This window comes from Nocardia sp. NPDC052112 (assembly GCF_040680135.1).
Classification (GTDB): Bacteria; Actinomycetota; Actinomycetes; order Mycobacteriales; family Mycobacteriaceae; genus Nocardia.
On record NZ_JBFAWD010000029.1, the window covers coordinates 1 to 18100 of the forward strand.

General features: G+C 66.2%; 16 protein-coding genes. 5 read left to right on the forward strand and 11 right to left on the reverse strand.

Annotated elements, in window-relative coordinates; translation table 11 throughout:
• Positions 1-106 precede the first annotated feature (106 nt).
• The 5 genes from AB0L58_RS36385 to dnaK form a co-directional block, all read right to left on the reverse strand.
• The gene (locus AB0L58_RS36385) at positions 107-1276 is read right to left on the reverse strand and encodes an FAD-binding oxidoreductase (RefSeq protein WP_364394545.1); all 1170 of its coding nucleotides are present in this window, start codon (positions 1274-1276) and stop codon (positions 107-109) included.
• 662 nt (positions 1277-1938) lie between these two features.
• Entirely contained in the window at positions 1939-2343 is a 405-nt protein-coding gene (locus AB0L58_RS36390) for a helix-turn-helix transcriptional regulator (protein WP_364394547.1), read from the reverse strand.
• A complete protein-coding gene (gene dnaJ / locus AB0L58_RS36395; protein ID WP_364394549.1) occupies positions 2343-3506 on the reverse strand; it encodes a molecular chaperone DnaJ in 1164 nt (387 codons plus the stop codon). Before dnaJ ends, AB0L58_RS36390 begins: the two co-directional genes overlap by 1 nt.
• A gap of 24 nt (positions 3507-3530) precedes the next feature.
• Positions 3531-4184: a nucleotide exchange factor GrpE gene (gene grpE / locus AB0L58_RS36400; protein WP_364394551.1), complete on the reverse strand. Its 654-nt coding sequence runs from the start codon at positions 4182-4184 to the stop codon at positions 3531-3533.
• Positions 4181-6028 carry a molecular chaperone DnaK gene (dnaK, locus tag AB0L58_RS36405; protein WP_364394553.1) on the reverse strand — a complete coding sequence of 616 codons (1848 nt, stop codon included), beginning with the start codon at positions 6026-6028 and terminating at the stop codon, positions 4181-4183. Before dnaK ends, grpE begins: the two co-directional genes overlap by 4 nt.
• 430 nt (positions 6029-6458) lie before the next feature.
• Between dnaK and AB0L58_RS36410 the strand changes: the two genes are divergently transcribed.
• Complete coding sequence (locus AB0L58_RS36410; RefSeq protein ID WP_364394698.1) at positions 6459-8162, forward strand: FAD-binding oxidoreductase; 1704 nt, start codon at positions 6459-6461, stop codon at positions 8160-8162.
• A gap of 9 nt (positions 8163-8171) precedes the next feature.
• On the opposite strand, the gene AB0L58_RS36415 is transcribed toward AB0L58_RS36410, so the two are convergent.
• Entirely contained in the window at positions 8172-8663 is a 492-nt protein-coding gene (locus tag AB0L58_RS36415) for a MarR family winged helix-turn-helix transcriptional regulator (protein WP_364394555.1), read from the reverse strand.
• A gap of 116 nt (positions 8664-8779) precedes the next feature.
• Between AB0L58_RS36415 and AB0L58_RS36420 the strand changes: the two genes are divergently transcribed.
• The 3 genes from AB0L58_RS36420 (at position 8780) to AB0L58_RS36430 (ending at position 12240) form a co-directional block, all read left to right on the forward strand.
• Positions 8780-10489, forward strand: a complete 1710-nt coding sequence (locus tag AB0L58_RS36420) for an MFS transporter (protein ID WP_364394557.1) — start codon at positions 8780-8782, stop codon at positions 10487-10489.
• A gap of 1 nt (position 10490) precedes the next feature.
• On the forward strand, positions 10491-10787 hold the full coding sequence (locus tag AB0L58_RS36425) for a hypothetical protein (RefSeq protein ID WP_364394559.1): 297 nt from the start codon (positions 10491-10493) through the stop codon (positions 10785-10787).
• Between the two features lie 292 nt (positions 10788-11079).
• A complete protein-coding gene (locus AB0L58_RS36430; RefSeq protein WP_364394561.1) occupies positions 11080-12240 on the forward strand; it encodes a zinc-binding dehydrogenase in 1161 nt (386 codons plus the stop codon).
• A 3-nt stretch (positions 12241-12243) separates the two neighbouring features.
• Here the strand turns inward: AB0L58_RS36430 and AB0L58_RS36435 are convergent, their stop codons facing one another.
• A complete protein-coding gene (locus AB0L58_RS36435) occupies positions 12244-12864 on the reverse strand; it encodes an NUDIX hydrolase (RefSeq protein ID WP_364394563.1) in 621 nt (206 codons plus the stop codon).
• 66 nt (positions 12865-12930) lie between these two features.
• Between AB0L58_RS36435 and AB0L58_RS36440 the strand changes: the two genes are divergently transcribed.
• Complete coding sequence (locus AB0L58_RS36440; RefSeq protein ID WP_364394565.1) at positions 12931-13203, forward strand: XRE family transcriptional regulator; 273 nt, start codon at positions 12931-12933, stop codon at positions 13201-13203.
• 3 nt (positions 13204-13206) lie between these two features.
• Here AB0L58_RS36440 and AB0L58_RS36445 read toward each other — a convergent pair whose 3' ends face one another.
• From AB0L58_RS36445 to AB0L58_RS36460, 4 genes are all read right to left on the reverse strand, one after another.
• A complete protein-coding gene (locus AB0L58_RS36445) occupies positions 13207-13848 on the reverse strand; it encodes an endonuclease (RefSeq protein ID WP_364394567.1) in 642 nt (213 codons plus the stop codon).
• A gap of 181 nt (positions 13849-14029) precedes the next feature.
• Positions 14030-14560: an FAD-dependent monooxygenase gene (locus AB0L58_RS36450; protein WP_364394569.1), complete on the reverse strand. Its 531-nt coding sequence runs from the start codon at positions 14558-14560 to the stop codon at positions 14030-14032.
• A 107-nt stretch (positions 14561-14667) separates the two neighbouring features.
• Positions 14668-16230 (reverse strand): dynamin family protein, encoded by a 1563-nt coding sequence (locus tag AB0L58_RS36455; RefSeq protein WP_364394571.1) that lies wholly within the window; start codon positions 16228-16230, stop codon positions 14668-14670.
• Complete coding sequence (locus tag AB0L58_RS36460; RefSeq protein ID WP_364394573.1) at positions 16227-18092, reverse strand: dynamin family protein; 1866 nt, start codon at positions 18090-18092, stop codon at positions 16227-16229. The genes AB0L58_RS36455 and AB0L58_RS36460 overlap by 4 nt, the downstream gene beginning before the upstream one ends.
• Between the last annotated feature and the right edge of the window lie 8 nt (positions 18093-18100).

The window sequence follows — 18100 nt, forward strand, 5'->3', positions numbered from 1 at the left end:
CGTCCGAGTCGTCGAAGCGCATGCGACGAAGTCGCGAGTCTCGACGGCTCGGACGCGAGACAGAAGGGGGCCGCGAACACGCCGCGCCGAAGGCGCGGCCAACAACTCAGAAGAGCGGGTCGTGGCGGATGTTCTTGGTTTGCGTTCCGGCGGCCATCAACCGGAACTTCGTGGTCTGCACCATCGACGGTGATCCGACGATCTGCACATCCCGGTCGGCCCAGGAGCCGTAGCTCGCGACGACCTTGCCGATCTGGCCGGTCATTCGGGTTTCCAGACCCGGCCAGGTGTACTCCGATTCGCCGGAATCCAGGTACCACCAAGGGTTTTCATCGCTTTCGGTGACCGGCGTGACGGTGAGCCATTTATTGGCGGTGGCCAGTTGACTCAGGATCTCCAGATCGTAGAGGTCGCAGGGATGGTGGCCGCCGACGAACAGATGCACCCGCGGATTGACGCGCCGCTGCGCCATCGCCATGAGCTGGGCACGCAGGGGTGCGATGCCGGTACCGCAACCGACCATCAGCATTTTGCGTTTCACATTGCGCGGCACGCCGAGTCCGCCGAGCGGTGAGCCGAGCAGCCACTGGTCCCCGATGTCGGTATGGCCGACAATGGCCGGGCTGACCCAGCCGCCGAGTACCCCGCGAATATGGAATTCGATCTCGCCGTTCGCGTTCGCGGGCACCGCCGGGGACAGATAGCGCCACATGCGCGGACGCGCCGGAATCTGCACGCTGATGTACTGACCGGCGGCGTACTGCATCGGCTGACTCAATTGCAGTCGCACGACGGCGAGATTGCGCAGCACCTCGCGGCGCTCGACGACGGTCCCGGTCCAGACCGGTGGCGTCGATTCCTCTTCGGCTGCGCCGATCATGGTTTCGCCGATGACCTTCAGGCCCTCATCCCAGGCCCGGTCTACCTCGTCGGTCCACATCTCGGTGCCCGCGAAGATCCGCATCGCGGTCTTCAAGGAGGTGGCCACGGCGGTGTAATGCGCCGCCTGCACCCCGTACTTGCGGTGATCGCGCCCGAGTTGGGCGAGGAATGGCAAGAGCTTATTCGGCTCCTCCAGCCGATCCAGCGCATACGAGATGGCCTTGACCAATCGGTCACGCTGGGAATCCATTGCTGCGGGGAAGAAATCCCGGGCGGCGGGATAGTCCGTGAACAGGATCGCGTAGAACGAACTGGCTAGCTTGGCCGGACCATCCTCCTCCGCAGCAACCGCCTTGAACGTCGTTCTGATCAAAGCGACAGTCCGCGAATCCATTTGTGTCACAACCCCTTTTGCACTCGAACACAAACCCGTGCCGGCGAGTGAAGTGCTGCGGGACACTCGACAGCAGCCAATGCGAACGAGTGTAGGCGAGGTTTGCCAGCTACGGAATCACTCGGATAAACATCACGCATGTAATTCCCTCGAAACGAGGACCCGCACCACGAAAGTCCTTGAAAACAAACCGAAAGAACGAACAAGGCAGTGAAATCCGTCACATACTCACCGGATTCGCAAGGCCCGGTTTGCAAGATTCATCCCGTTCGAACTCCGTGAGCGATCTTGCGGCAACCCACAATTCGGGATCATCCGTCCGGCTCGAGCAAACCGCAGGCATCGGGCGGCCTGGCGACCGACGGAGTCGGGGGCCCGGTTCGGCTGATTGTTTGCCAGCCCAACGGACCCAGCAAACTTCGCAGTTCAGCACATTACCGGCAACCCTATCGAATCGCATGCCGACACCGCTGGGCGACCGAACCGATTGTCGGGTAACGAAACCCGAATCAGGAGTTTGCTCGAGCACTGCCAGCAGTTATTCGAGACAACAACCCGATTCGGCGCTGCGCCCTGATGGATTCGCTTATCGGCACGAAATGACAAAAGGCTCCGGGTTCGGTCGAAAACCGATTCCGGAGCCCTTGCGGTGCTGTCGCGCTTTATGAGCGCCTATTGCGCGGCTGCCACACCACCAGTGCGGTACTGCGTTGCGGCGGTGCGAGATCGGGGCGATACCCCGCGCGCAGCCGATCCAGCTCGGCCGACATCTCGGCAACGCGCTGTTGCAGTTCCTCGACCTGATTGGTGAGTTCGATGATGCGCTTGATGCCCGCCAGGTTGACGCCCTCGTCTTGGGACAGCCGCTGCACCTCGCGGAGCAGTTCGACGTCCCGTGCCGAATAACGTCGACCGCCACCCGAAGTCCGTTGCGGCGTCACCAGTCCGAGGCGGTCATATGTGCGCAATGTCTGCGCGTGCATACCCGCCAACTGGGCCGCCACGGAGATCATGAAGAACTCCGCCCGCGCCGACCCGCCTGATGCCTGCCTCGGATTATCGGACATCACGCACCTGCCCATCCCGCACGTGGATCGAACCCACTGGTCTTCTCCGCCTCCGCGTAGCGCTTGAGCGCCTCGGCGGCATTGTCGTCCAGCTTCTGCGGCACGGCCACCTTGACGGTGACGAGCAGATCGCCCGCCCCGCCGCTGGGACCGCGCTTGGGCACGCCACGGCCACGCACCCGCAGGATGCGACCGTCCGCGGTGCCCGGCGGCACCTTGACGCCGACGCGCCCCTCCAGCGTGGGCACGGAAACCGTTGTGCCCAGCACCAATTCACTGTAACTGACCGGCAGTACCAGGGTCAGGTCGTCGCCGTTGCGGCCGAAGACCTTGTCCTGGCTGACGTGCACGGTCACGTAGAGGTCACCCGAGGGCGCACCACGCAGTCCGGCCTCGCCCTGTCCGGCCAGCCGGATCTTCTGCCCATCGCTGACACCAGGCGGAATTCGCACCGTGATGGTGCGAGTCCGATTCTGGATGCCGCTGCCGTGGCAGTCGACGCACGGATCGTCGATGATCGAACCGGTACCACGGCATTCGTCGCACGGCTCGCTGAAGCCGAACGCACCCTGGTTGCGGCTGATCACGCCGTTTCCATTGCAGACGGGGCAGACTCGCGGACTGGTCCCCGGCTTGGCGCCGCTGCCGTGACAGGTCGTACACGGCGACGGACTCGTCATCCGCAGCGGAACCGTGACACCCTGTGCGGCCTCGCGGAAGCCGAGGGTCGTCTCGGTCTCCACATCGGCGCCGCGGCGGGGGCGGCTCGCGGTGCGTGTGCCGCCCCGATTGAACAGGCCGCCGAGCAGGTCACCGAGGCCACCGTCGCCGGCATTCGCCTGGCCGAAGATATCCCCGATATTGAAGTCCTGCGAGAAGCCGCCACCCGCACCGGGAGTGAAGCCACCGCGCCCGTATCCACCGCCGGCGAACAGCTTTCGGGTCTCGTCGTATTCCTTGCGCTTGGCCGGATCCGACAGCACGGCATGTGCCTCACTGACGGACTTGAACCGCTCCTCGGCCTTGGTATCGCCGGGATTGGCATCCGGATGCAAGTCACGGGCGAGCTTGCGGTACGCCTTTTTGATCTCGTCCTGCGAGGCGCTGGAGGAGACACCCAGCTCCTTGTAGAAGTCCTTTTCGATCCACTCCCGTTGGCTCACCGGGCATCTCCTCCTCTCGGATTCTTATTGGTTGTTCGCATTGGCATCAGCATCCGATGCCTCTTCTTCGACCAGATCGGCCACGCCATCGGTTACCCCGACGAGCGCGTGCCGAAGCACTCGTTCGCCGAACCGATAGCCCTTGCGCATGACAAGGCCGATCACCGGATCGTGTCCGGAGCCCTCGTGCTGCACGGCCTCGTGCAGGGTCGGGTCGAAAGGCTCACCCTCCGTACCGAATTCCTGCAGACCCTGCTTGTGCAGCGCGTCGGCGAGCTTGTCCGCGACCGACTTGAGCGGTCCGGATTCGAGATCGCCGTGCGCCCGCGCACGATCGAGATCATCGAGGACACCGAGCAATTCGGAGACCACCGCGGCCTTGGCCGCATCGATGGTGGCCTGCCGGTCGCGCTCGACCCGCCGCCGGTAGTTGGCGTATTCGGCGGTCAGCCGCTGCAGGTCGGCGGTGCGCTCGGCCAGCTCCTTGGTGATGGTCTCGGCCAAGATCTCGGCGCCCTCATCGGTCTCGATGAGGGGTTCGGTGCCGTTCCCGGCTTCCGGGCCGGGCCCGGCGGCGGATTGCGCCGCCGCCGGCTCCCGGATTTCCCCCGTCTCCGGATCGATCTTGCGATTGTCGACGAAGGTGATCGGCTCCTGTTCGGAGTTCGCCTCGCTCACTTCTTCTCCGTGTCGACCGGCTCGTCCACAACCTCGGCATCCACGACCTGGTCATCGCTGGCGGCGCTCGACGCGCCGTTGCCGGACGCGGCCTGCTCGGCGGCCGACGCCTCGTAGATCGCCTGACCCAGCGCCTGCGATTCCGTCGCGAGCTTCTCCACCGCGGACTTCACGGCCGCGATATCGGTGCCCTTGAGCGCCTCATTGGCCTCGGCGATGGCTGCCTCGACCTTGGTCTTGACGTCCGCGGGGACCTTGTCCTCGTTCTCCTTGATGAACTTCTCGGTCTGGTGCACCAGCGACTCGGCCTGGTTGCGGGTCTCGGCCTCCTCACGGCGGGCCTTGTCCTCGGCGGCGTGCGCCTCGGCGTCCTTGACCATCCGATCGATCTCCTCCTTGGACAGGCCGGAGCCGTCCTGGATCTTGATCGTGTTCTCCTTGCCGGTGCCCTTGTCCTTCGCGGTCACGTGCACGATGCCGTTGGCGTCGATATCGAAGGTGACCTCGATCTGCGGCACGCCGCGCGGGGCCGGCGGGATGCCGGTCAGCTCGAAGGAGCCGAGCAGCTTGTTGTGCGAGGCGATCTCGCGCTCACCCTGGAACACCTGGATCTGCACCGACGGCTGGTTGTCGTCGGCCGTGGTGAAGGTCTCCGACCGCTTGGTCGGGATGGTGGTGTTGCGCTCGATGAGCTTGGTCATCACGCCGCCCTTGGTCTCGATACCCAGCGACAGCGGGGTGACATCGAGCAGCAGGACGTCCTTGACCTCACCCTTGAGCACACCGGCCTGCAGTGCGGCGCCGACGGCGACGACCTCGTCCGGGTTCACGCCCTTGTTGGGCTCCTTGCCACCGGTCAGCTCGCGGACCAGATCGCTGACCGCGGGCATACGGGTCGAACCACCGACGAGCACGACGTGATCGATGTCGGCCACGTTGATGCCCGCGTCCTTGATCACGGACTGGAACGGCGCGCGGGTGCGGTCGAGCAGGTCCGAGGTGATCTTCTGGAATTCGGCGCGGGTCAGCTGCTCGTCGAGGAACAGCGGGTTCTTGTCCGCGTCGACGGTGATGTAGGGCAGGTTGATCGAGGTGCTCTGCGAGGAGCTCAGCTCGATCTTGGCCTTTTCCGCCGCCTCACGCAGGCGCTGCATGGCCATCTTGTCCTTGGTCAGGTCGATGCCCGCGCTGGCCTTGAACTTGTCGACCAGCCAGCTCACGACGCGCTCGTCCCAGTCGTCACCACCGAGGTGGTTGTCGCCGGAGGTGGCGCGGACCTCGACGACGCCCTCGCCGATTTCCAGCAACGAGACGTCGAAGGTGCCGCCACCGAGGTCGAAGACCAGGATGGTCTGTTCCTTGTCGCCCTTGTCCAGGCCGTACGCGAGTGCGGCCGCGGTGGGCTCGTTGACGATGCGCAGCACGTTCAGACCGGCGATCTGACCGGCTTCCTTGGTGGCCTGGCGCTGCGAGTCCTCGAAGTACGCGGGCACGGTGATGACCGCGTCGGTGATCTCCTCGCCCAGGTAGGCCTCGGCGTCCCGCTTGAGCTTCATCAGCACGCGCGCGCTGATCTCCTGCGCGGTGTACTTCTTGTCGTCGATGGCCACCGACCAATCGGTGCCGATGTGGCGCTTGACCGAGCGGATGGTGCGGTCGACATTGGTGACCGCCTGGTTCTTGGCGGGCTGGCCGACCAGAACCTCTCCGTTCTTGGCGAACGCGACGATCGATGGGGTGGTGCGCGATCCTTCAGAGTTCGCGACGACGACCGGCTCGCCGCCTTCGAGAACGGCGACGACCGAGTTCGTGGTCCCGAGGTCGATTCCGACCGCACGAGCCATGGTGGTTCCTCCTAGTTGACGTAACTACTTGTGTCGGTGCTGGGTATTCGCGGTTTCGGGCGAGCTACCCGCCCTGCGACATCCGCCCGGGGACTGCCGATGCGGGTGTCGCGAGACCTCGCCCCAAGCACCTCACGGAGCACGGTCCCAGCAACGCTGAGCGTGGTCGGCTCAATCCTGCACCCATTCGACACCGGGCGTCAACTGAAACTTGAGCCGATCACACTCAACATTGTCGAACAGCTCAACCGACGGCCCACGCGGTCTATTCCCGATGCCCGAAGAATGGGTCGTCGCCCGCCATTCTCGTCAGGCCCGACACCCCGAGCCAGCAATGTTGAGCACTTGTGATCAACCCTCGCTCGATCCGCCCGCTACGGGTTGCCCGTGGATCCGGTGGTCCACGAGGATGGCGGCGACGGCGGCGGCGATGGCCGTCGATCCGCCGAGAGGAGTCGATGTGGCGACGAAGACGCGGTCGTGGTGGGGCTGGGGCAATGTAGAGGATGCCGTCGTCGGCGCGGAGCGGGCGGCGCTGACGGCGCGGGTCGCGGCGATAGTGCCCGGCGCGGACCTCACACCACACGAGCCGCCGTCGGTCGAATCGCTCGGGCTGCCCGAACCGCGGGTGTGCGTGCCTGATTCGCTCGCCGAGCTGGTGTCGACGGATCCGGCCGATCGGGCGACGCACGCACACGGTCAGGCTTTTCGCGATGTGGTGCGCAATCTGCTCGGCGTGGTGCCCAATGCGCCGGATCTGGTCGTCCGGCCACGCACGGAAGGCGAGATCGTCGACGTGCTGGACTGGGCGTCCGGGAAGGGCATCGCGGTAATCCCGTTCGGCGGTGGCACTTCCGTGGTGGGCGGGGTCGAGCCCAGGTTGCCGTCGGGATCAGCACGATCGGCCGGATCCGCAGCGCGAAGAGCCGCCGCGGGCAGCGACTCCGGTGACGCGGCGGGCGAATTCGCAGGGGCTATCAGCCTGGACCTGAGCGGGCTCGATCGGGTGCTCGAGATCGACCACACCAGCCGGGCGGCGCGAATCCAGGCCGGCGTCTTCGGTCCGGCACTGGAGGATCAACTGCGCGGCGCCGATCTGACGCTGCGGCATTTCCCGCAGTCGTTCGAATTCTCGACACTCGGCGGCTGGCTGGCCACCAGGGCCGGTGGACATTTCGCGACGCTGTACACCCATATCGATGACCTGGTCGAGTCGATGCGGGTGGTGACTCCAACGGGCACAAGCGAATCGAGGCAGCTACCCGGATCCGGAGCTGGGCCGTCGCCGGACCGTATGTTCCTCGGATCCGAAGGGACACTGGGGATAATCACCGAGGCATGGATGCGATTGCAGGACCGGCCACGCTGGCGCGCAACGGCTTCTGTGCACTTCACCGACTACACACAGGCGGTGGCCGCCACCAGGGCCGTCGCGCAGTCCGGCCTCTACCCGACCAACTGCCGACTGCTCGATCCCGCCGAGGCATTTCTCAATGCCGGTGCCGCGACCGGCGGCGGTGTGCTGGTGCTCGGCTTCGAATCCGCCGACCACCCCACCCGCACCTGGATGGAACGCGCGCTCGAGCTGGTCGCCGACCACGGCGGCACGCTTCCCGAACCCGCGCGCTACACCGAATCGACCACGCACCGAGAAGGTTCGGGCGCGGCCGACACCTGGCGTTCGTCGTTCCTGCGGATGCCCTATCAACGCGACGCGCTCGCAGCCCAGTCGATGATCACCGAGACCTTCGAAACCGCCTGCACCTGGGACAAATTCGACAATCTGAACGCAGCGGTGACCGACGCGGCGAATGCTGCCATCCGGTCCGTCGGCGCCACCGGCGTAGTGACCTGCCGCTTCACCCACGTGTATCCGGACGGTCCGGCGCCCTATTTCGGCATCTACGCCGCCGGTCGCTGGGGCAGTACGCTCGCGCAGTGGGATGACATAAAAGCCGCTGTCTCCGAGGCACTCTCGGCTGCGGGCGGAACCATCACCCACCATCACGCGGTGGGACGCGATCACCGCCCCTGGTATGACCGCCAGCGCCCCGACCCGTTCGCGAACGCGTTGCGGGCGGCCAAATCCGCCCTGGATCCGACCGGAATTCTCAATCCCGGCGTACTGATCTGAGCGCTGGGGTCAGCACTTTTCCGCTGGGCGGGACAAGCCCGGGTGGATGCCCGGGATCAGTCCGTTCGCTGCCGCCGTACGCTGCAGAAGCTCGACCAGGGTGGCGCGTTCCCCGGGCTCGAGCACCGCCGTGACGTCCGCATCCAATCCGCTCACGATCTCCTCGGCCTCGACGAGCAAGGTGTGCGCCGCGGGAAGTAGATACACCGCGTGCGCTCGGCGGTCGGTCGGATGTCTGCGCCGCTCGACGAGTCCGCGCTTCTCCAGTTCGTCCACCAGCCCGACCATCACATTGCGGTGGATTCGCTGCGCCTCGCACAGCTGCTGCTGCGATTGGCCGTCATTGGCGCTCAATATCCGCAGCGTGCCGTAGTGGCGCGGGCTGATGCCGAGCGGCGCGAGCAGATCGGTGAAGCGCTGCGCGACGTGGAATCCGAGCTGTCCGAGCAGGAAGGCGGAGTGCTCGGACAGCGGTACGTAGGTCGGATCGACATCGGTCACCCACGAAGCATACCCCAATCAATGCACTCTTAGTGATTGCACACTTGATTGATAATCACTTCAGGTGCATAGTTTGAGATGTCGTTCTACTCCACCGATCCGAAAAGAGCCTTCTCGTGGATACCGACATCTCCCCGGGTGCGGACGCGCCCCAAAACCTCGATCCGCGCCGCTGGATCGCCTTCGCGGTCGTGCTGGCCGCTGGATTCATGGATCTGCTCGACGTCACCATCGTCAATGTCGCGGCGCCGAGCATTCAGACCGATCTGGGCGCACAGTATTCGCAGATCGAATGGATCATCGCAGCCTATGTGCTGGCCTTCGCCGCGGTGCTGATCACCGGCGGCCGACTCGGTGACAGCTACGGTCGCAAGCGGATCTTCCTGATCGGCATGGCCGGATTCACGCTGGCCTCGGCCGCATGCGGCATCAGCTCCGATCCGACCATGCTGATTACCGCCCGGTTCGTCCAGGGCGCGATGGCCGCGCTGATGGTGCCACAGATCCTCGCCATCATCCGGGCCACCTTCCCGAAGCAAGAGCGCGCCAAAGCCATCGCGATCTACAGCGGTGTCGGCGGCTCCGCCTCGGCGGTCGGACTGTCGCTCGGCGGACTGCTGGTGCAATGGAATCTGTTCGATCTGGACTGGCGGCCGATCTTCCTGGTCAATATTCCGGTCGGGATCGCGGCGCTGATCGCCGCGACCATCGTCATGCAGGATTCGCGCTCGGCGGCCGCACCACGCCTGGATCCGGTCGGCGCGGCGCTGGCGATCTCCGCGGTGCTGCTGCTGGCCTATCCGCTCACCGAGGGCCGCCGATTGGGTTGGCCCGCATGGACTTTCATCATGATGGCGAGCGCCGCGGTGGTCTTCGGCGCATTCGTGGCCTTCGAGCGGCGGCGCGCACGGACGGTCGGATCCCCGCTGATCGATCTGGAGCTGTTCCGATCCCGGCCGTTCACCGTCGGCCTCGCGAGTTGGTTGCTGTTCTGGATCGGGCTCGGCGGGTTCTTCCTGATCTGGACGCTGTTCATGCAGGCCGGACTGGGCTGGTCGGCGATGCGAGCCGGACTCACGGCGGTTTTCTTCGCGGTCGGCGCGGGCATCGGGGCCGGGGTTTCGGTAAGCGTGCTCGCGCCGCGGTTCGGACGCATCGTCCTCGTCGCGGGCGGTGTCGTGAACGCCGGTGGATTCGCGCTGTACGGCGGGCTGGCCGCGCATTACGGTGCGGGGATCGCGTCATGGCAGATGGTGATTCCGCTGATCATCACCGGTGTCGGCTTCGGCATGGTGGTCGCCCCGACCATCGACCTGCTGCTCGGTCAGGTACCCGCGCGCGAGGCAGGGGCGGCATCCGGACTACTCAATACCGGACAGCAACTCGGCACCGCGCTCGGCGTCGCGCTGGTCGGCGTCGTGTTCTTCGGTCAACTGGACCACGATTCGGCGCGCGGGGTCGAGGCGGTTACGCCGCAGGTGCGCATCGAACTCGCGACGATCGGTCTTCCGGAACCGGCACAGGACCAGATCGTCGCGAATTTCCTTGCCTGCGTTCACGATCGGTCGGCACAGGTCGACCCGACGGCCATCCCGGCCAGTTGCCGGGGTTCCGATGCGGGCAATTACGCCGTGGCCCAGGTGCTCACCGATGCGGGTGAACGGGCCAACGCGGTGAATTTCGCCAACACCTTCCGCTACACGCTGTGGTATGGGATCGGCCTACTGGCCCTCATGTGCCTCGGCTTCCTCGCGCTCCCCAAGGATGCACGGCTCGAACAGCACGAAATCGACGATCCGCTGGAACTGGCACCGACAGGAGCCTGAGATGAAAGTACTTGCGATCGGCCGCGCACAGCACGTCGTCGACACCGCCGCCGAATTGTTGCGGGCCAATGGTTTTGCCACCGTGGGTACCACCTCCGACGCCGAAGCGCTGCGCGTACTCGATACCGGCGAGATCACCGACCTGATCATCGGCGGTGGCGTGGAATCGGATTCGCGCGCGGCACTGAAGCAGAAGGCAGCGGTACAGCAAGTCACCGTGCACGAAGCCCGGCGCGGCGGACGCGGCATCGAGGAATACCTGAACAATGTGGTGATCCCGACGCTGGAACGCCAGTAATACCGAAACGGCGGTTCCCGCATTCGCGCGCGGGAACCGCCGTCGTTTGCTCGCACCAGCTGACCGCCTTCCACATCCGGCTCCGAGATCGCCACCCACGGATCAGCCGGCTCCGCCAGGGCGGCGATCGAAGCGCGTGCGGGTTCGGATTCGCGCCCGCCAACCCTCGACAACGCGACTGTCTGATCCAGACGCGCCATTTCCGCTGCGTCCGACGGGCGCGGCAGTAGGGTGGCGGCAAGGGGAGGCTGCAGCCGCCCCACCGTGCGCCGCCGATCCGAGGAGTCCGTCAATGAGGGCCGCCGTCGTCACCAATACCAAGTTCTCGGTCGAGGAATTGCCGACACCGACACCCGGGCGCGGGCAGCTGCTGATCAATGTGTCGCGATGCGGCATCTGCGGGTCCGATCTGCATGCCCGCACCCACGCCGACGAGATGGCCGGGTTGGCCGCACGCACCGGATACGACCAATTCATGCGCTCGGATCAGAGTGTGGTGCTCGGACACGAATTCAGCGGCGAGATAGTCGATTACGGGCCGGACTGCCGCAAACGCTGGCGGGCGGGTACACCGGTGGTGGCGCTGCCGATCGTGCGGCACGACGGCGCACCGCAGCTGACCGGGCTCTCGACGGCCGCGCCCGGTGCCTATGCCGAGCAGGTGGTGGTGCAGGAATCCATGACAATGCCTATCCCGAACGGACTTTCGGCCGAACATGCCGCACTCACCGAACCGATGGCCGTGGCCTGGCACGCGGTGCGCAAGGGGCGCGTCAGCAAGGGCCAGGCGGCATTCGTAATCGGCTGCGGCCCTATCGGTTTGGCGGTCATCAGCATGTTGAAGGCGGCGGGCGTGCGCACCGTCGTCGCCAGTGATTTCTCACCGCGCCGCCGCGAACTCGCCGTCGGCTGCGGCGCCGATATCGTCGTCGATCCCGCGACGGAATCACCGTGGGAGGCAGCGCCGAAGCGCGGGCGGATCAATGGTGTCACCGACATTCTCAGCCTCGGCTTCGACACCATGGAACGCCTACGCCGGGTCCCGAATCTGCCGTGGTGGTATGTCTTCCGGCTGGCGCACTCGCTCAATGCGGGTCCGGTCGGTCCGGTCGTCTTCGAATGCGTTGGCGTGCCGGGCATTATCGATCAGATCCTCGCGGCCGCGCCGCCACTGTCGCGCGTTGTCGTGGTCGGCGTCTGCATGGAGACCGATCGCTTCCAACCGGCGATGGCCATCAACAAGGAAATCGAACTCCGCTTCGCCTTCGGCTACGACCCTGGTGAATTCCGCGACACACTGCATATGATCGCCGACGGAAAGGTCGATCCGGCTCGCTTGATCACCGGCACCGTCGGGCTGGACGGTATCGATAATGCGTTCACCGCGCTGGCCGATCCGGAACAGCACGCGAAGATCCTCATCGACCCGGCCAGTGCCGCGACGACACCCTGACGCTCAGCCGAGATGCCGGTCGCGGTCGGGCTGCCTATCGAGCCACGAGGGCGCGGCCGCCGCGGTGTCCGGGTAGCCGAGCGCGGGCAGGCCGTGTTCGAGGTAGACGGCGTGCCCCTCCATGCGGGCACGGAAGGCCTGCCAGATGCGGCGGGCCAACTCGGGTCCGGCGAAGGTGTCCACGGTGTCGACGCGGACCCACTGCCAGCGGTCCAGTTCGCCTTCCCGCAGTCGGATGGCCGATTCGTCGCCGACTTCACCGCAGTCGAAGATGTAGACGATCTTGTCGCCCGCGGGCTTCTGCGCCCAGTCGTGCACCAGCAGTCGCTGCGGCGGGCTGTCCAGGCCGAGTTCATCGCGGATCACCCGGCGACAGGCCGCGGCTGGAGATTCGCCGGGCCCGACTATGCCGCCTGGAATGTGCCAATCACAACGATCGACCGAATGGACGAGCAGCAGCTCCTCACCGCGCACGAATAACGCTCCCGCGGCCAGGCTCACCTGGGCGAATGGTTGCGTGTCACGGTCCGACATCACCTCACGACCTTCCTTCGCCGGGTCCGGAAATACGCGGGTTCGGCGGAGTTGCCGCCGTTTGGCCGCACCTGCTGCGACGATGGGCACGGTCTCTCCACTTGTACACCAGCAGCGCACATACGTCCTCGAACAGCTCGAGAAGGTGGGCTAAGCATGGCCGAGAAGATCTTCGACATCGTGTGGGATGCGATCGACGACATCCGCGGCGACGTCGAGAATATGCGGCTGCGGTCGCAGTTGATATTCGAACTGACCGACCGGATCGCAGCCAACGGTTGGAGTCCGGAGGTCGCCGCCGAGCACCTAGGCGTGACCACCGCGCGGATCTCCGATCTGCTCGGCGGCCGAACGCAGCTGTTCAGCCTGGACGCGCTGGTCAATATGATCGCCGCGGCCGGTCTGCGGGTAAAGGTGCAGATCACCTGATCCTCAGGTGGTGGCGAGCACCTGATCGGCGATCTCGCGGTCCAGTGCGACACGGACCAGTGCGCCGGCGAGGTCGGCGACGTGGTTTCGGGGTGCCAGATCGGCCAGGCGGTTCGGATCGGTCGGCAGCCGGACGCGTTCGGCACCGCGCAGCGCGCGTTCGTCGAAGTGCGGTCGGACCCAGGTCCACACATCCTGGACCTCGCGCAGAAAGATATCGCTGCCGGTCGGGCCGATGCCCTGGAACTGTTGCAGCAGTTCGGCGGCGCGGGTCGGGTCGTGTTCGGCTTCGTCGGCGAGCTTGCGCAGATCGCCGCCGTAGCGGTCCAGCACGCGTGACGCGTTCGCGCCCAAGCGCGAGGCCGTACTCTCGTCATAGCGCTTGTAACGGGCGCGGTCGAGTGCGTCGACGAGCTCCTGCCAATCGGCGTCCGCGACCCGATCCGCGGTGCGATATCCGGTGCTCACCAGTTCCTTGGCCGCGGCGACGGCGATATCGGCGGAGATCCGGGTGCTGAGCAATTCGGCGAGCATGAGAAGTTGGAACAGCGGAGCGGGTGTATCCGCCAGGGTGATACCGGCCTCGGCCGCATAGCCGGTACCCGCCCGGTCCAGCAAAGCCTTCACCACATCTGCTCGAGTCATCGCATGCTCCTGGGTTCGATATCCGGGACGTACCCAGGGGTCGCGGGTCCACACCCGCGGCGGAATCACACCGCGTAATCCTTGGCGACGACCATACGTGCGACCTTCTGCGGCGCACCGCCGATAAGACCCCGCCATGGCAGATACGGCAGCAGCCGGACATTGAGATTGCGCATGCGGATCATCGAATCGCTCGGCGGTGCATACCATTTGCGACCCCCTCGGCGAAGGTCTGGCAGGCCTGCACCATCGGCAGCATTTCCGCGCGGTAGCGGGTGAATGCGATGGTGTGATCACCACCCGCGGCGGCGAGTTCACCGGCCAGGATGTATGCGCCGACCAGTGAAAGGTCCGCGCCCTGGCCGGACAGCGGTGATGCGCAATAGCCGGCATCGCCCACCAGTGCGACGCGGCCCTTCGACCAGTCGTCCATGCGGATCTGGGCCATGGCGTCGAAGTAGAAATCCTCGGCGGCGTCGAGATGTGCGAGTAGTTTCGGCACCTCCCAGCCTTGATCCGCGAACCGGTCGGCGAGGATCTTTTTCTGCTGTTCGATATCGCGGTAGTCGTAGTCGAGTTGCTCGGATTCGAAGGCGGAAACCGCCAGTGCCCACTGGCGCAGTCGTGCCCCCGGCGCGCCCGATCTGCGGCCGCGCCGGTCGCAAGCCTGGTGATGTGGCCATGTGACCTGGGTGCACGCGAACTGATCCACTCGCAGCACCAGCAGCGGGTGTCCGGGACAGATCAAAGTCCGCCAACGTCCGCCGCACAATCGATATCAGCCGACCGCAGCCGGTCAGAGATCGCGCGCGCCGATGATTACTCCGGCAGCAGGCGCAACGTTCCTTCGGCACTACGGGCCGCGGTGAGGCAGGCGGTGGTGGTGAACTGGTCGGCCAGCGGATGGCGGGCACGGGCACGCCATTTGCGCACGGCGGCGAGGGCGTGGGCGCGCTGTACCGCCGGGTCGGTGTCGAAGGGCAGGCCGAGGCGCAGATGCGGGGCCACACCGGAGCCGCCGATCAGCCGGTGCAATTCGGCGAGATCCGCGGCGGGCAGGGCCAATTCATCGGTGCGCAGGCGACCGAGGAGGCGGAGTTCGGCGAAACCGTGCACGTCCGCGAGCAGCGTGCGGACTCGGGGCAGCAGCTGGTCGGCGGGAGTGCCCGGGTATGCGGTGAGGACCCTGGCCAAGGCGGTCAGGGCCGAATGCGCCTTGAGCTGGTCGGCGCGCTGGCCGAACTGGACGTCGAGAACGGAGCGGAGTTCGTCCACACCGCTGCGGTCGGTCAATTCCGCTGCCAGCGTGGCGGAGTCGCGCACGCCGAGTCGGATCAAGGTGACCGCCATCCGAATTCCGAACAGCCCGAAACGCGCCGCGAGCTGGCCGCGGAGTTCGGGCGGGACCGGGAGCGCGATATCGGGACGCGCGAACCGATCCGCCGACAGCAGTGCCGCACTCAGCTCGTCGACCGGCACCCTGGCCAGCGCCTCGAAGGCGGTGAATTCCTGCTGACGCAGGGTGGCCGCGGCGAAGGCGAGCAGACCAGCGACCGGAATTACAGCCTGGCACAGTCCCGTTCGCTCCAACTCGCCCGCGAAACGCGCCGCGACATCGCGAGCCGAATGCAGTGCGTCGATGCGGCCCGCGCCGATCTCATCGGCACGCGAGACCACACCGATTACCCCCAGCGGACCCGAAATACCCTGTGCACCAGCAGTTCCGGCGCCGACCTGCTCGAGGAACCGGATATCGGCGTCGTCGAGGCGGCGCAACAGATAGACCACCGCGTCCGCACCCGGAATCGAGACCGCCGCCGTACCGCGGTCGCCGTCGGCGTCACCAGGTGTGAGCAGTCGCGCGGTCCGCAATGACACCTCCCGCGACAGCGACGATGTCCCCGGAGTATCGATGATGGTGGTGTTCGCCAGTGCGGCGGCGGGCCACTCGACCTCGAGATGGTCGACCTCGCGCGGTCCCGGCGCATTCCAGTTCAGTCGTTCCAAATCGAAGGTGAGCCCGTGCGTGCCGCTGCCGCGGCGCACCACCACATTCGCGGTCGAGCCGTCCAGGGCATGCGCCGTAACGCTCGGAGTCGAGCCGTTGCGGTACCACGTGACCACGCGTGTGCATTCGGTCGCGTCGGTCGGGGCGATATCCTGGCCGACCAGCGAGTTGAGCAGGGTCGACTTGCCCGCCTTCAACGAACCCGCCAGCGCCACCCGCAGCGGTTGATCCAGGCGGCGAGCACAGTCGGCCAGCAGCGCCCGCGGTCGCGGCTCGCGGGGAAATGCCTGCCTGGCCGCGGCGACCAGCTGATGCGCCTCGGCGACGATGCCGGGCGCCCGCCGAGCATCATGCCGGGTCACGTCTCTTCTCACGGGGTAACCGTACCGGCGGCCCCTTTCCGCGGCGCGGTGATGGCAGGTTGCATAGCATCCGCATAGCGTCGCAGCTCCGCGACCATGTGCAGCTGCCGGTCGAGCACCGCACAGCGCTCGGTCCGGCGGGCCGTTTCCATATTCGCCGCCTCCTGCGCGGCCCGCAGCGAATCGTCGATGGAGCGCAGGCTGCGCTCGGCGACGCCGGTGTAGTGATCGCGCAATGCCCGATGGATGCGGTGCAGGCGGTCCTTGGATTCCTTGCCCGCCTGGAACGCGACGTCGTCGATGAAGCGCCGGATGGCGACCTTGGCCTCGTTGCGGCGCCGGGCCAGCCTGGCCTGCTTGTCATCGCGGAAGGCCTTGCCGCCCACCAGGACGCCGGCGCCGATAGAGATCGGGTTGAGCATCGCGAGGCCGGCGAAAGTGGTCGCGAGCCCGACCATCAGCACACCGCCGTAGGAGCCGCGCATGCCGACCAGGATTTTGCTGCCGAAGCTGATATCGGGCTCGAGATCGGCGAGGGTACCCCCGCCGGCGCGGCTGTCCTCGGCATGCAGGCCGGAGCTGACATCGGGCAGTTCCATCATGCCGATCTCGGTGAAGTGTTCGGCGACCCGCTCGGCGAGTTCCACGGCGCGGGTATGCGTCCAGAGAAGATTGTCACCGAGCGCGGAGTCGATATCGCCGGTGAGCCATTCGGCGATCCGGTCCCAATGGCGGCCCGGATCGTGTTTATCGATCCATTCCTCACCGGTTCTGGCGATCTCGCGCAGACGTTCGCGCAGATCGTGATCGACATCGCCGGCCAGGTCGGTGATGCCGTCGGAGAGGGTCAGCTGCCAGGCCGAAGTGCGCCGGTGCAGATCCTCGGCGGTGGCCTTCGCCAACTGGAGCTCGCGGACCGCCATCGCGCCTTGGCGGGGATCGCGCAGCGCGACCAGTTCACTACCGAGCGCGAGCGCCAAATGCTCTGCGGCCGACTGGATGTCGTGAGCCACCGCGACCAGGGTCGCCGCCTGGTCGCGGGCCACCACCTGATCGCGCAGGAACTGATACAGCACCCCGAAGCCGGATTCGCGGCCGAGCTGTTCGTCCTGTAACAGCATCGCGTGCCTGCGCAGTACCGCGGAAACCGGGATGATCGGCACCTCGACTCGCGCACGGCTCAGATGGCCGTGGTCGGCCTCGTGTACCTGGCGCCAATGCGGATACAGGTCGGTCTTGGTGAGCAGCAGTGCGGTGGTCGGACACAGTTCGCGAACCTGCCGCAGAAAGATCAGTTCCGGTTCGGTGAGTTCGGTGGAGGCATCCGAAAGCACCAGAACCGCGTCGGCAGTGGCGACCAGGCCGAGCACGCCTGCCGCATAGGAACTCCCGTGCCCGCCGACGCCCGGAGTGTCCACCAGGACGATGCCATCGGCAAGCAGCGGATGCGGGAGCTGGGCCTCGATGCGCAGCACCCGTCGGCCATGTGCCTGCGGTGTGCGGGCGGTGATCGTGCCGATCTCGTCGATCGGCAGTGGAACTCGCGCCTCCTCGGTGCCGCTCGGACCGGCCAACACCAGTTCGGCGTGCGGTTCGGGACCGTGGGCGAGCAAGGTCGGGACGGCGGTGGTCGCGTCATCGCCGACCGGGCAGATCTCGAGATTCAACAGGGCATTGATGAAACAGCTCTTGCCCTGACCGAGTTGTCCGACGATGATGATGCGGCGCCGCGGATCGCGGACCCGCTCGCCCGCCATCTCCAGGCGACCGACCAGATCATTGCGACCCGCGGCGCGCGCCGCGGCGATGGTTTCACCGAGTACCGTCAGCAGCGGTACCGCGGGCGGTTGAGCATTCACTGCGGGTGTCCCCATCGAACCTC

Excerpts from the sequence above, each read along its gene's own strand:
- AB0L58_RS36445 (WP_364394567.1), bottom strand. The coding sequence starts at position 13,848 with ATGACTCGAGCAGATGTGGTGAAGGCTTTGCTGGACCGGGCGGGTACC.
- AB0L58_RS36460 (WP_364394573.1), bottom strand. The coding sequence starts at position 18,092 with ATGGGGACACCCGCAGTGAATGCTCAACCGCCCGCGGTACCGCTGCTG.
- AB0L58_RS36390 (WP_364394547.1), bottom strand. The coding sequence starts at position 2,343 with ATGTCCGATAATCCGAGGCAGGCATCAGGCGGGTCGGCGCGGGCGGAG.
- dnaK (WP_364394553.1), bottom strand. The coding sequence starts at position 6,028 with ATGGCTCGTGCGGTCGGAATCGACCTCGGGACCACGAACTCGGTCGTC.
- AB0L58_RS36430 (WP_364394561.1), top strand. The coding sequence starts at position 11,080 with ATGAGGGCCGCCGTCGTCACCAATACCAAGTTCTCGGTCGAGGAATTG.
- AB0L58_RS36425 (WP_364394559.1), top strand. The coding sequence starts at position 10,491 with ATGAAAGTACTTGCGATCGGCCGCGCACAGCACGTCGTCGACACCGCC.
- AB0L58_RS36440 (WP_364394565.1), top strand. The coding sequence starts at position 12,931 with ATGGCCGAGAAGATCTTCGACATCGTGTGGGATGCGATCGACGACATC.
- AB0L58_RS36410 (WP_364394698.1), top strand. The coding sequence starts at position 6,459 with ATGGCCGTCGATCCGCCGAGAGGAGTCGATGTGGCGACGAAGACGCGG.
- AB0L58_RS36385 (WP_364394545.1), bottom strand. The coding sequence starts at position 1,276 with ATGGATTCGCGGACTGTCGCTTTGATCAGAACGACGTTCAAGGCGGTT.